Source organism: Winogradskyella sp., from assembly GCF_013213835.1.
Taxonomy (GTDB): Bacteria; Bacteroidota; Bacteroidia; order Flavobacteriales; family Flavobacteriaceae; genus Winogradskyella.
Map to the genome: position 1 here is coordinate 100370 of NZ_JABSSU010000007.1, position 13928 is coordinate 114297.

Below are 13928 nucleotides of genomic sequence, written 5' to 3' on the forward strand. Positions count from 1 at the left end.
TTTTGATTGAAAGCACACTGCGAAGCAGTCGAAACCACTTCAACAATTAGTAATTTTGTTCTAATCGAACAATTAAAAAGATTACCGCTTTCGCGGCAATACATATGAAAATAGCATCTTACAACGTAAATGGCATTAGAGCAGCTATAAATAAAGGCTTTATAGATTGGTTAAAAGCTACAAATCCAGATGTGATTTGTCTTCAAGAAATCAAAGCAATGAAAGAACAGCTCGACTTAAAACTGTTTGAAGACGCTGGTTATAACTATCATTATTGGTTTAGCGCGCAAAAGAAAGGTTACAGTGGGGTTGCTATATTGAGTAAAACTGAACCAAATCACATAGAATTTGGCACCGGAATAGAATCCATGGATTTTGAAGGTAGAAACATTAGAGCAGATTTTGATGGTGTGTCTGTAATGAGTATGTATTTGCCTTCTGGTACTAACGATGCACGATTAGCGCATAAGTTTGAATACATGGATTTAATCCATGATTACTTGAATAATCTGAGAAGTAAAATACCAAATTTAGTGGTTTGTGGTGATTATAATATTTGTCATGAAGCTATTGATATTCATAACCCAAAAATGAAAGGTGTTTCGGGATTTTTACCTGAAGAACGCGAATGGCTTGGGCATTTTATTGATAGTGGTTTTACAGATAGTTTCAGATATTTGCATCCAGAACGCCAAGAATTCTCTTGGTGGAGTTACAGAGCAAATTCTAGAGCCAATAATAAAGGTTGGAGATTAGATTATGCCATGGTAACAGAGCCTTTAAAAGAAAACATAAAACGAAGCGTTATACTAACCGAAGCAGTACATAGCGACCATTGTCCGATATTATTAGAATTAGATATTTAAAAATATAGATTGAATTATGATTAAAAGAATTTCTTTAGTAGTTATCACATTAACTCTTTTCTCATCTTGTGTATCGAAAAAAATATACACAGAACTTGAAGACAAATATGCCAACTTAAAAAAAGAGAATCGAGGCTTAAATGATGAAGTTGAGTCACTATCATCGGCAAACACTAAACTCAATAACGATTTAGCAAGTCTACAATCTGCATATGATAAAGCTGTAGCTGAAAGAGACAAATTGCAATCAGATTTAGCGGCTACCAAAACAAACTTAGATAACTTAAAAGCAAGTTATGACGCATTAGAGAAGAACAGTTCTGCTGAAATTGCTAAAAACTCTAAAAAGAATAGAGAACTACTAGCACAGCTTGAAGCAAAAGAACAAGCCTTAGCCGCAGAAAATGAACGTTTAGAAAAATTAAAGAAAGAACTCGAAAATCGTTCTAAACGCGTTGCTGAACTAGAAAGTGTGATTGCTGCTAAAGATGCTAATATGAAAGCGCTTAAAGACGCCATTTCTAAGGCCTTAACCGATTTTGAAGGTAAAGGTTTAACTGTAGAGCAACGTGACGGTAAAGTGTACGTTTCTATGGAAAACAAGCTGTTATTTCAATCTGGAAGCTGGGCAGTTGGTTCTCAAGGAAAAGAAGCTGTAAAGCAACTGGGTAATGTTTTAGCGGACAATCCTGATATCGCCATTTTAATAGAAGGTCATACCGATAATGTACCATACAAAGGCAATGCACAACTAAGTGGCAACTGGGATTTATCTACAAAGCGTGCTACAGCTATCGTTAACATCTTAAGAGAGAATAATAGTATAAATCCAGAAAATTTAACAGCTGCTGGGCGTGGTGAATATGCTCCAATTGCAACTAACGAGACTGCTGAAGGCAAGGCTAAAAATAGACGAATTGAGGTGATTTTAACACCAAAATTAGATGAGATTTCTAAGTTATTGAATGATATATAATTTGTCATTCTTGCGTAGGCAGGAATCTCACATACTAAAAAACCTTAACATAGATTTAGACCTTTCAAGTTTTAAAAACCTGAAAGGTCTTTTTATTTTTGTTTAGATTCTTTGGTGACTGAGGTTCACGAAATAATTGTATAAAATCCTAAAACAACACTATAACAAACTCAGTGTAACAGTTCAGGATGATAGATGAAGTTTAACTAAAAAGTTTCCTGCTTTCGCAGGAAGTAATTATGAAATATACAACACTACCACATACAGATATTAAAGTCAGTAAAATTTGTCTCGGCACAATGACTTGGGGAAATCAAAACACCCAAGATGAAGGGTTTGCTCAAATGGATATGGCACTAGACAAAGGTGTCAACTTTTTTGATGTTGCCGAACTATATCCTGTACCTGCAACAGCAGAAACATATGCAGATACAGAGCGAATTATTGGTAATTGGTTTACTAAAACCGGAAAAAGAGATAAAGTCGTTTTGGCCACAAAAATTGCTGGACCTGGTGATTACACGGCTCATATCAGAACTACTGGCTTTAGAAAAGCTTCACTTAACGAAGCCGTTGATAATAGCTTAAAACGCTTACAAACTGATTACATCGATTTATACCAATTACATTGGCCAGAACGTCAAACTAACACTTTTGGGATTAGAGATTACAAGCATAATCCTAACGATGGTTGGGAAGATAACTTCAATGAAATTCTACATAACCTTGATGAAATTATAAAGTCTGGTAAAATAAGACATGTTGGTATTTCTAACGAGAAAGCATGGGGAACAATGCGTTATTTAGAAGAATCTAAAACACATAATTTACCTCGCATGATAACCATTCAGAATGCATATTCTTTATTATGTAGACCTTTTGAAGGTGAGCTAGCTGAAGTAGCTCTTAGAGAAAATATTGGACTTCTCGCCTACTCACCAATGGCTTTTGGTGTGCTTTCTGGTAAATACATTAAAGGCACTGCAGCGGATAATGCAAGATTAAAACTCTTTCCGAGGTTTGCACGTTACAGTAGCGAACAATCTACAGAAGCTGCTAAGCGTTACCTGCAAATTGCAGAAGATAACGGAATGACTTTAGCTCAAATGGCATTAGCGTTTGTAAATCAGAGACCATTTGTAACTAGTAATATTATTGGCGCTACTAACCTCAATCAATTGGAAGAAAATATAGATAGTGTTAATATTGAACTTTCTAAAGAAGTTTTAAATGCAATAGATGCTGTACATGCAGCAATTCCAAATCCTGCACCTTAGGATTTATAGTTTTAGTGAGTATTTTATTAATAAGTCATGTAATTTTTTAACTTCGATTGGTTTTGAAATAAAGTCACTGATACCAACATTCTGAGCTGCTTTCTTGTCATCACTATAGGTACTAGCAGATACAGCAATAATAGGAATCGGATTGTTCATAAATTTTGATGTCTTCTTAATTCTTTCAGTAGCATTAAGACCATCTAATAATGGCATTTGGATGTCCATGAAGATCATATCATAATCATAGATTTTATATTGATCGATTGCTTCTAAGCCATTATTTGCGTAATCAATGTGAATATTGAACTTCTTAAGCATCATGCCTAATACTTTTTGGTTCATAATATTATCATCAACCACTAAAGCATTAATTGTTTTGTCAAGTCGAGGTAATTTATTCAACAATCCTATTCCATTCGCATCTCTTGTTAACTTATTGGCTCTTTTCAATTTAAGTGTAAAATAAAAGCAAGATCCTTTTTCAGCAGAAGGTTTAAACCTTAATTCCCCATTCATCAGTCTTACCAAATCATTTGAAATAGTTAAACCTAAGCCTGTTCCTCCGTATTTTCTTGTTGTCGATAAATCCTCCTGCTCAAAGGCTTGAAAAATCTTATTAACCTTGTCATCTTTAATTCCAACTCCTGTATCTTCAATTGAAAACTTTAGCTTATCAAATTCCCCGTCAATTTCCTTTTGTTCAATTGTAAATCTTACCCAACCCTTTTGAGTAAACTTGATCGCATTGTTAAGAAGATTAATAATAACTTGATGAATTCTGACTGTATCTCCATATACAAATCTTGATGCCTCACCTGATTTCTTAAAGTCATAGAATAAATCAATTCCTTTTTCTGTAGCTTGAAACTTAAATATTTTGATTAATTTACTTAAGTCGTCTTGAAGGTCAATTGCCCTATTTTCGAGGGTCATTTTTCCCGCTGAAATTTTAGAATAGTCCAGAATTAAGTTAATCAGACCAAGTAGATGACTTGAAGAAAAGTCTGCAATTTCTAACAATTCCTTTTGATCCTTATTTAATTCTGTTTGATTTAATAAGTTAACCGCACTAATAACACCATTTAACGGTGTTCGTATTTCATGACTCATATTTGCTAAAAAGCTAGATTTATAAGATGCTGTTCGCTCTAGCTCTTCTATGGTCATATTAAGACCATCTATGTTTTGAAGTAGATTTTCTTTAAGATGATTATAAGCTTTAAACAAAAAATCAACTTCTAAAATATTAGACTTATCATTCAATGTTGTATTCTTATTATCCTTAAAACCAGATTTGATAAATCTATTAATTGAGAATTTAAGACGTTCTAAATCTGTTGCTAGACGTATTGAAAAATAAAACATCAAAATTGCCAGAATACCAAACATTGCAACAATAGAAATAATAACATATTTATTGATATCACTATTTTTTTTAGTGATTTCGATATTACTTAGGTCTTGTATGGTGTTAAATTTATCTAATATTGTTACGTTTAGTCTAACAATCTTATCATACAATCCTGTATTGCTTGTTTTACCAATTTCATAATATAATTCCACCACTTTATTAAATAAGTATTTATATTTCAGTAAGGCGTCTTCTACTTTTTTATTTTTATAATACTTTAAAATTAGAATATCACAGTAACGATTAAAATCAGACAGATAACTACTGTCTGTGCGTAGTAAAAAATCTTTTTCAAAACGTCTTAGAGATAAAATTTCTTCATTATTTATTAAGTTAGAATCTTCTATAATATGAGCTATCTCTCTCATTGAACCAATTGTACCATAATCTCTATAACCTAATTCTAATTGTTTCCTTTTAATTGTATTGGCACTACTTTGAAGTAAAATAAAATCATGTTTAAGCTCATCAATTAAACCGATAAACTGCTCATTTTCACTCATCATCCTTAAATCTACCAATAAGGGCTCTAGTTGTTGTTTTTGTATTCTAATTTGATTGATATATCCATCTATATTTGCTTCTTTCTTAGTGTCATAAAATAGCTTAGACTTATAACCATAAAGCAAAAATGACTGAAAACTAGAGGTTGTATTTATAATTTGAGACTTTAGATTAGCTATTTGACTACTTAAGTTTTCGTGATCAAGTTTTTGGTTATTAAAATATTTGTAACCAAAAAATAAAAGAATTGCTACTGAAAATACAGATAAAAAAGCAGAGATTAATCTAAATCTAAACGTTTTATAAAAGGTAAATTTCATTATTTATAAGAAAAAAGGGACTGTGAAATTAGTAAAATAAAACCCTTTAAAAGTTAACATAGGATTAATAAATAACCCAAATGCCAAAATCAAAAAAACCCTTTCCGACAATTCGAAAAGGGTTTTTACTTAGATATTATTTGATTTCGTTACCATCTTTATCAAAGAAATGGTATTCAAGATATGTGTAAGCATCTCTAGGTAAAATTTTTACCCATTTTTTATGTTCAAAGAACCACTTTGCACGTACTGATGGATACCCTTTGGTTAGAAAGGCAGCTATAAAAGGATGAGCGTTTAGTGTTATCTTTTTATAGTCTTTTTTCAAGAGACGTTCTAGGTCTTGCTTAATGCGTTGCACAACTTTTATTGGTGCCTCGATTTCATCTCCACCTACTAAATTAGGATTTTCTTCCTTAGTCTTAATTTTTCGCTCTGGTCTAACTCTTTGTCTTGTAATTTGAACTAAACCAAACTTACTAGGAGGCAATATTTTATGTTTTGCCTTGTCATCTTTCATCTCTTCTCTAAGATGATTGTAAAGTTGTCTACGGTTTTCTGGTTTACCCATATCTATAAAATCTACAACTATAATTCCACCCATATCACGTAATCGCAATTGACGGGCAATTTCTGTAGCAGAGATGAGGTTTACTTCCAGAGCAGTATCTTCTTGGCTTTTTTCTTTGTTTGAACGGTTACCACTATTTACATCAATAACATGCATTGCCTCTGTATGCTCTATTACTAAATAGGCACCTTTGGCCATAGAAACTGTTTTACCAAAAGACGTTTTAATTTGGCGTTCAATCCCAAATTTCTCGAAAATAGGAACGCCATTTTTGTAATACTTTACAATAGACTCTTTCTTTGGTGCAATCTTTTGCACATAATCTTTTACTTGTATATACAATTCTTCATCATCTACTACTATACCAGAGAATGAATCATTAAAGATGTCTCTTAAAATTGAAGACGCTTTATTCATCTCTCCTAAAACTTTTGTAGGATGATGTGCCTTGTATAGCTTTTTACACATTGCTGTCCATCTCGTCAGCAAATTTTGCAAATCATTGTCGAGTTCGGCTACTTTTTTGCCTTCTGCGACAGTACGAATAATAACTCCAAATCCTTTTGGTGTGATACTTTTAACTAAACGTTTTAAACGATCTTTTTCTTCTTGAGATTCAATTTTTTGAGAAATTGAAATTCTATTAGAAAATGGTACTAAAACAATGTATCTACCAGCAATAGATAATTCTGAACTAATGCGTGGTCCTTTTGTAGAAATTGGTTCTTTTACTACTTGTACTAAAATAGATTGATTAGACTTTAAGGCATTTGTAATACTGCCATTTTTATCTAAATCTTTTTCTAAAGGAAAGTCTTTGAGTGTATAATCTCTTAATTTCCCTGTGCTTACACGCTTAATAAATTTTAAAAGTGAAGGTAGTTTTGGTCCTAAATCATGATAGTGTAAAAAACCATCTTTTTCGTACCCCACATTAACAAATGCAGCGTTTAGACCAGGAATAACTTTACGTATTTTGGCGATAAATATGTCACCTACCGCAAAATTATTATCCTCTTCATCTTTGTGCAATTCAATAAGCTTTCCATCTTTTAATAAGGCAAAATCAACAATATCTGAACTCGATCTTACGATTAATTCCTTGTTCATAATGTTAATTTGTATCCCATAAATTTGGGATGGATTTTACTTTATTATTTGACACAGGATTCCTGATAAAATATCAGGATTTCCAACAAGTTTAAATTATTAGAAAACTTAAACTTTATATCAAAGAACGTTTTTTTTAAAACTGAAAAAAAGTAGTTGTACCTACAACTACTTTTTCAGCTTATTTCTTTTTATGACGATTAGCGCGTCTACGTTTTTTACGCTTATGCGTCGCTACCTTGTGTCTTTTTCTCTTTTTACCACTTGGCATAATGAATAATGCTTTTTTTAATTAATATTTTTTTTAACTTTTCTAGTTTACGTCAACATTAGATTTAACTCCTTCTAAAAATACTTTAGCAGGCTTAAACGCAGGTATGTTGTGTGCTGGAATTTTGATAGTCGTGTTTTTAGAAATGTTACGACCTGTCTTCTCAGCTCTTGTTTTTATAATGAAACTTCCGAAACCTCTTAAATACACATTATCACCACTTTCTAGAGATGATTTCACTTCTTCCATAAATGTTTCTACAGTAGCTTGAACATCTCCTTTTTCCATTCCTAGTTTATCAGAAATTTTAGCTACTAAATCAGCTTTTGTCATTGTTATTAGTTTTTGGTTACTATTAATTATAAGGGATGCAAATATATGTAATTTAATTTCAATATTTCAAACGTAATTAATTAAAATTTAACGTAATAAAGATTTAATTTTGCTTGTCAACCAAAAAAGGGAAATGGAATTTAACAAAACTATAACTTTCTGGTATTCAAACAATAAAAGAGATTTACCTTGGCGTAAAACTAAAAACCCATACCACATTTGGCTTTCGGAAATTATTTTACAACAAACACAAGTTAAACAAGGATTATCTTATTACGAAGCTTTTGTTAAAACCTTTCCTACTGTTTATGATTTGGCTGAAGCATCTGAAGAAAGAGTGTTAAAGCTTTGGCAAGGACTTGGGTACTACTCAAGAGCAAGAAACCTTCATTTCTCAGCGAAATATATTGTAAATGAACTCAATGGGATTTTTCCTTATTCTCATAAAGATATTTTAAAACTGAAGGGTGTTGGTGATTACACAGCAAGTGCTATTGCTTCCTTTGCCTTTAATGAGATTGCAGCTGTAGTTGATGGTAATGTTTATAGAGTACTTTCTCGTTATTTTGGCATTAGTACCCCAATAAATTCTACAAAAGGTATCAAAGAATTTAAAGCTTTAGCGTCTTCATTAATTGACCATAAAAATCCAGGTTTCTTCAATCAGGCAATAATGGAATTTGGTGCTATACAATGCAAACCAAAAAAGCCAGATTGTACCTCATGTCCTTTAAATATGAGTTGTATAGCACTTGAAAAAGACCGTATTGATCAACTTCCAGTTAAGCTAAAAAAGACAAAGATTACCCATAAGTACTTCAACTTTTTGGTCATCATTTCTAATGATAGTAAGATTATCTTGGAGAAACGCGAATCTAAAGGCATTTGGCAGAACCTATACCAATTTCCACTAATAGAATCGGAAAGAAGTTTGGACGCTCATGAATTTAATGAGTTGAATTTAAAAGACTCACCTTTAAATAATTTAGAATTTGAGTTTGCATTATACAACGACAATGACATTGTACATAAACTTTCGCATCAACACTTGCATACAAAATTTTGGATAATCACTTCAGAAGAATCTCTTGAAAATGCTATTTCAATATCAGAAATTGAGAACTATCCTGTACCTATTCTTATTGGTAAATTCATAGAAGAATTCAATTTTTCAAATTAAAAGGACTCATATTTTTTTCATACATTTAAACTAAGATTACAAAAAGCTTAATTTTGTAATCTTTTAATAATAGATATCATGTCAGGAACATTAAATAAAGTAATGCTAATTGGGCATTTAGGTGATGAAGTAAAAATGCACTACTTTGATGATAAAAATTGTGTTGGTCGCTTTCCTTTAGCGACAAATGAAACTTATACAAACAGACAGACAAATGAACGTGTTACAAATACCGAATGGCATAATATTGTTGTTAGAAACAAGGCTGCGGAAATTTGTGAAAAATACCTAAGTAAAGGTGATAAGGTATATATTGAAGGTCGTATAAAAACCAGGAAATGGACTGACGACAAAGGTTTGGAACGTTATTCTACGGAAATACAGTGTATAGACTTTACATTCTTAACTAATAAGAATGAGCAACAAGGACAGATGCCAAAAACTAACCAACCAATATCACAACCTCAGCAATCTACACAACCAAGTGTAACACCTGAAGATGATGATTTACCATTTTAATTTCTAATTAATTCGCTTTGGACCCAGAACCCTCGGTTTTATTGTCAAATCTTCTAGTTTCTAATACATCATTCATTTCTAGCGTTGTATTACTATTTATACTGCTTGCATGTTCGGCATTAATATCAGGTGCTGAAGTTGCATTATTCTCATTAACAAAATCAGATATAGACGAAGGTTTGGAGAACAAATCTGCGGCCATGGCGATTATTTCTTCATTACTAGAGCGTCCTAAAAAGCTGTTAGCGACCATACTAGTTGCAAATAATTTTATAAATATTGCAGTAGTAATATTATTCGCTTATATCGGTGAAACTATATTTCAGGATATTTCTAATACCCTAGTCCGTTTTTTATTAGAAGTTGTAACCGCAACTTTTCTTATTTTGTTATTTGGTGAAATAGTCCCTAAGGTTTATGCCAGCAGAAATCGTGTTGAGTTCTCGAATTTCATGGCAAGACCTTTAAAAGTATTGGATGTTATTTTTTCACCTATTAGTCTTCCAATGCGTTTTGTTACTGTGAAAATTCAAGAGTCATTTGGTAAAAAACGCTCTAATATTAGCGTAGACCAATTATCTCAAGCACTAGAACTTACAAATGATGATGACACCACTAAAGAAGAACAAAAGCTTCTTGAGGGTATTGTATCTTTTGGTAACACAGATACCAAACAGGTGATGCGTCCTAGAATGGATTTATTTGCTTTAAGTATAGATACCTCATTCAATAAAGTTATTAATGATATCATTACTCAAGGTTATTCTAGAATACCGGTATATGAAGAAACTATTGACAATATAAAAGGTGTCTTATATATTAAAGATCTTCTTCCACATCTCAGCAAAAAACAATTTGATTGGACCAAGATTCTGAGAGAACCTTTTTTCGTGCCAGAAAACAAGAAACTAGATGACCTAATGGTAGAATTTCAAAATAAAAAAGTGCATTTAGCATTGGTAGTAGACGAATATGGTGGCACCTCTGGTTTAGTATCTTTAGAAGACATTATTGAGGAAATAGTAGGTGATATTAGTGATGAATATGATGATGTAGATTTAATCTACACTAAAATTGATGATAATAACTATAGTTTTGAAGGTAAAACACCTTTAAAAGATGTCTATAAAATTGTAGGCCTAGAAGACGATGTTGAAGCTTTTGAAAACCGAAAAGGTGATGCTGAAACTTTAGCTGGTTTTGTACTAGAAATCTCTGGTGGATTCCCAAGAGTACAGAGCAAAATAAATTTCAATAATTACGTTTTTACTGTAGAAGCTTTAGAACGTAGACGTATTAAGCAAATAAAATTTACTAAACTAAAATCCACCCCATGAAACGTGTAGTGTTTCCCTTACTTAGTTTATTTATGATTGGTTGTGGCAATGATCCGTTACCAAAACCAAAAGGTTATTTAAGATTAGATTATCCGGAAGCTAAATATCAGAAAACAGATATACCTCTTCCATTTACATTTGAACAAAACAACCTTTCTGACCCTATAAGAAAAGTAAAATCATTAGGTAGTACTAAAGGTATCGAAGTTAAATATCCAAAATTAAAAGCAACAATTTATCTTAATTATAAGACTGTAACTTCTACTAACTTAGATAGCTTACTTAGAGATGCACAAAACCTTACCCAAAAACATACTATGAAGGCAGATGAAATCTCTCAAAACCTGTATGAAAATATTGAACAGAATGTTTTTGGAATGCTATATGAGGTAGGTGGTAATGCAGCTTCACAATCTCAATTTTACGTTACCGATAGTATCAATCACTTTTTAAGTGGTTCACTATATTTTTATGCAAAACCAAACTATGACTCTATTTATCCAGCTTCTGAGTATTTAAAAAACGATATTAAACGTATTATGGAATCTATTGAATGGAAAAAATAATATGATTCAATTCTAATTGACTATTCTTACATTCAATTAAAATTTAGGTAAAAAAAAAAGCAGCCAATTGGCTGCTTTTTTATTCTAAAAGCTAAAAGACTAGAAGCTATATCTTAAACTAGCATTCCAAGTTCTTCCGTTTGTATTGAATAATCCAAAACGATCAGAGTTTTGAATAGTAATCTCATTAAACGCGTTGAATACGTTACCACCTAAAGTAAGTTTGTTTCCACTTAATTCGAAGTCGTAAGAGAAACCAAAGTCAGTTAATGAGAAAGGATCTATAGTACCTACATTTTCTGTTTGTACTGAATTACCATCATTTAACCAATGTCTGTCGTAATAGTTGATATTTCCGTAGAAATCTAAATCTTCAACCACCTCAGCTCTAAATCCGAATCCTGCGGTAAACTGAGGAGCAGTAGAAACATTAACACCTTCTCTGTTAACACCATCACGAGTTTCTAATAACTCACCAGTATCAGAGTTGTAAACAGAAACATTCGACTCACCATCAAACTTCCAGCTACCAGAAGATACATACCCAGTTAAGCTAATGTTATCAGTTAATCTATACTGTAAATCTAATTCTACACCTGTATGAACCTGACGAACACCTCTATCAAAAATACTTTGGAAAATATCATCAGAATCGTCATCTGGAGTACCATTATCATCCTGGTCAGAACCTAAGATTGTTCTATTATCCCAATCAGTGTAGTAGAAGTTAAAAATTGCCTTGAATCTGTTAGTCTCAAAAATATAACCTAATTCAATACCTGTGATTTCTTCATTATCAACTTCAGGATTGTCAACAATTACACTAGATCTTCTGATATTTTCAAAAATGTTATCTAAGAATGGTTGTCTTGAGTAGTAACCAAAGTTACCGAAGATTGTACTTTCTTCACCAATGTTATAGCTAACACCAGATTTTAAATTATAACCAATTTTACTTAATTTATCTGACTTACCAGGATCTGTAAAACGACCTTCTCTTTGGTAAGATTGGTTAGAAACAGCACCTTGGAAGAATGCAGAGAACTTATCTGTAGCATACTCTAACTGAGAGAATACACCTTGATAGTTAATATTTTCTGAGTAATCATAATCAATTCTTTGACCTTCATCAGCAAAGTTAAATAATGCAGCCCAAGGATTTGGATCGAAAGAATCTGTTACAGTTGCACCGTCAGGTCTGTCATTAGCCCAACCAGATAAACCATAAAAATCAGCTACTTGTCTAAAGTGATCACCTCTATAAAATCTGAAATCAACACCAGCACTTAAATCTAATTGCTCAGTTAACTCAGTTGAGAAATTAGATACTAAACCGTACCATTGGTGGTTGTTAACAGAAGATCTTCTGATGTAACCTGCACCAAGTGGAGCACCATAGTCACCACCAACACCGATTAAAGCATTTTGCTCTTCAATAGCAGCATAGTCTATTTGACCGTCAGCAGTACGGATACGTCCATTACCTCTTGGACCTGTTCCACCACCACGTCCCCATGATGCATACAATACAGTAGATAAATCCGACTTTTCAGAAATATCCCAATCCCAGTTTAAGTTCATTACTGGTTTGTGGTAATAGTTTTGTCTTTCAGACTCAATACCATCATCAGTGTAACCCCAATGTTGGTTAAATTTAGGATCTCTATCTATAGTCTCTTGACTTTGAGACCATCTTTGTCCGTGTAATTGAGGAGCACCAGTTAATAAGAAGTTTAAGTTGTGCTGCTCATTTGGCTTATAACCTACAGAGAAGAAATATGTTTGTCCTTGACCATAAGTACCTTTTGCCCACTTTCTGTGTGCTTGCCAGTGGTCTAACAATACAGAGAAAGACCAACCTTTATCATTAATACCAGAATCGTAACCAGCAGTAGTTTTGATATAACTATCGTTACCACCTAATACTCTTACGAAACCACCTTCTGTTTTTTCTGAAGACTTCATTACTAAGTTGATTGTACCACCAACAGAAGAAATTGCAAGTTTAGAAGCACCTAAACCTCTTTGTACTTGTACACCATTAGCTACGTCAGCAATACCTGCCCAGTTTGACCAGTATACACGACCATCTTCCATACCATTTACTGGCTGACCATTTAATAATACAGCAGTGTTAGTTTGGTCGAAACCACGTAAGAAAATCTGACCGTCACCGAAACCAGTTTGGTTAGACACATAAGCAGAAGGAGTGTTCTTTAAAATTTCTGGTACCTCAACGTTACCAACAGCTCTTTCTTGAATTTCAGACTTTCTAATAGTAGATACTGCTACTGGAGTCTTTCTGTCTTCAGCTAAATCGATAACACCAGAACCTACAACAATAACTTCATCTAAGCTATTATCTGCAGATAATACTACTGTACCAACATTAGCATCACCACTAAACGTAATCACTTTAGAAGTGTAACCTACATAAGAAATAACAATCGATCCAGAGTCTGCTTGAGTCGTTAAAGTAAAGTTACCATCAAAATCAGTTGTAACACCGTTTGAAGTACCTTTTTCAAGAACGTTAGCACCTGGAAGCGGAGAGTTCATTTCAGCATCTACTACTTTACCTGTAATAGTGCTTTGCGCAAAAGCTACTGTAGAGAACAATGCTACTACAGCAACAAGTAAAAATTTAGTAATTTTTTTCATTTTAATTAGTTTCAATTATGGCG

General features: G+C 32.7%; 11 protein-coding genes. 7 read left to right on the top strand and 4 right to left on the bottom strand.

The features are described 5' to 3' along the window. Window positions 1-104: 104 nt before the first annotated feature. The 3 genes from HRU50_RS11995 to HRU50_RS12005 all read left to right on the top strand — a co-directional run bounded on the left by HRU50_RS11995 (window position 105) and on the right by HRU50_RS12005 (window position 3119). Complete coding sequence (locus tag HRU50_RS11995; protein WP_296351329.1) at window positions 105-866, top strand: exodeoxyribonuclease III; 762 nt, start codon at window positions 105-107, stop codon at window positions 864-866. A 16-nt stretch (window positions 867-882) separates the two neighbouring features. Then, window positions 883-1842 carry an OmpA family protein gene (locus HRU50_RS12000; protein ID WP_296351330.1) on the top strand — a complete coding sequence of 320 codons (960 nt, stop codon included), beginning with the start codon at window positions 883-885 and terminating at the stop codon, window positions 1840-1842. A 239-nt stretch (window positions 1843-2081) separates the two neighbouring features. Then, window positions 2082-3119, top strand: a complete 1038-nt coding sequence (locus HRU50_RS12005) for an aldo/keto reductase (RefSeq protein ID WP_296351331.1) — start codon at window positions 2082-2084, stop codon at window positions 3117-3119. Window positions 3120-3122: 3 nt separating this feature from the next. Here the strand turns inward: HRU50_RS12005 and HRU50_RS12010 are convergent, their stop codons facing one another. The 3 genes from HRU50_RS12010 to HRU50_RS12020 all read right to left on the bottom strand — a co-directional run bounded on the left by HRU50_RS12010 (window position 3123) and on the right by HRU50_RS12020 (window position 7642). After that, window positions 3123-5357, bottom strand: a complete 2235-nt coding sequence (locus HRU50_RS12010) for an ATP-binding protein (RefSeq protein WP_296351332.1) — start codon at window positions 5355-5357, stop codon at window positions 3123-3125. Between the two features lie 136 nt (window positions 5358-5493). Then, window positions 5494-7038, bottom strand: a complete 1545-nt coding sequence (locus HRU50_RS12015; protein ID WP_296351333.1) for an Rne/Rng family ribonuclease — start codon at window positions 7036-7038, stop codon at window positions 5494-5496. Window positions 7039-7351: 313 nt separating this feature from the next. Continuing rightward, the gene (locus tag HRU50_RS12020) at window positions 7352-7642 is read right to left on the bottom strand and encodes an HU family DNA-binding protein (protein ID WP_296351334.1); all 291 of its coding nucleotides are present in this window, start codon (window positions 7640-7642) and stop codon (window positions 7352-7354) included. Between the two features lie 133 nt (window positions 7643-7775). Between HRU50_RS12020 and mutY the strand changes: the two genes are divergently transcribed. The 4 genes from mutY (at window position 7776) to gldD (ending at window position 11244) form a co-directional block, all read left to right on the top strand. Further along, window positions 7776-8822 (top strand): A/G-specific adenine glycosylase, encoded by a 1047-nt coding sequence (gene mutY, locus HRU50_RS12025; protein ID WP_296351335.1) that lies wholly within the window; start codon window positions 7776-7778, stop codon window positions 8820-8822. Window positions 8823-8900: 78 nt separating this feature from the next. Beyond that, window positions 8901-9341: a single-stranded DNA-binding protein gene (gene ssb, locus HRU50_RS12030; protein ID WP_296351336.1), complete on the top strand. Its 441-nt coding sequence runs from the start codon at window positions 8901-8903 to the stop codon at window positions 9339-9341. A gap of 17 nt (window positions 9342-9358) precedes the next feature. Beyond that, complete coding sequence (locus HRU50_RS12035) at window positions 9359-10678, top strand: gliding motility-associated protein GldE (RefSeq protein WP_296351337.1); 1320 nt, start codon at window positions 9359-9361, stop codon at window positions 10676-10678. Beyond that, a complete protein-coding gene (gene gldD, locus HRU50_RS12040) occupies window positions 10675-11244 on the top strand; it encodes a gliding motility lipoprotein GldD (RefSeq protein ID WP_296351338.1) in 570 nt (189 codons plus the stop codon). Before HRU50_RS12035 ends, gldD begins: the two co-directional genes overlap by 4 nt. 99 nt (window positions 11245-11343) lie before the next feature. Here the strand turns inward: gldD and HRU50_RS12045 are convergent, their stop codons facing one another. Then, window positions 11344-13905: a carboxypeptidase-like regulatory domain-containing protein gene (locus HRU50_RS12045; RefSeq protein WP_296351339.1), complete on the bottom strand. Its 2562-nt coding sequence runs from the start codon at window positions 13903-13905 to the stop codon at window positions 11344-11346. Between the last annotated feature and the right edge of the window lie 23 nt (window positions 13906-13928).

Bases quoted from the DNA above. Each gene is read 5' to 3' on its own strand.
- HRU50_RS11995 (WP_296351329.1), top strand. From the start codon at position 105: ATGAAAATAGCATCTTACAACGTAAATGGCATTAGAGCAGCTATAAAT.
- HRU50_RS12000 (WP_296351330.1), top strand. From the start codon at position 883: ATGATTAAAAGAATTTCTTTAGTAGTTATCACATTAACTCTTTTCTCA.
- HRU50_RS12005 (WP_296351331.1), top strand. From the start codon at position 2,082: ATGAAATATACAACACTACCACATACAGATATTAAAGTCAGTAAAATT.
- HRU50_RS12010 (WP_296351332.1), bottom strand. From the start codon at position 5,357: ATGAAATTTACCTTTTATAAAACGTTTAGATTTAGATTAATCTCTGCT.
- HRU50_RS12015 (WP_296351333.1), bottom strand. From the start codon at position 7,038: ATGAACAAGGAATTAATCGTAAGATCGAGTTCAGATATTGTTGATTTT.
- HRU50_RS12020 (WP_296351334.1), bottom strand. From the start codon at position 7,642: ATGACAAAAGCTGATTTAGTAGCTAAAATTTCTGATAAACTAGGAATG.
- mutY (WP_296351335.1), top strand. From the start codon at position 7,776: ATGGAATTTAACAAAACTATAACTTTCTGGTATTCAAACAATAAAAGA.
- ssb (WP_296351336.1), top strand. From the start codon at position 8,901: ATGTCAGGAACATTAAATAAAGTAATGCTAATTGGGCATTTAGGTGAT.
- gldD (WP_296351338.1), top strand. From the start codon at position 10,675: ATGAAACGTGTAGTGTTTCCCTTACTTAGTTTATTTATGATTGGTTGT.
- HRU50_RS12045 (WP_296351339.1), bottom strand. From the start codon at position 13,905: ATGAAAAAAATTACTAAATTTTTACTTGTTGCTGTAGTAGCATTGTTC.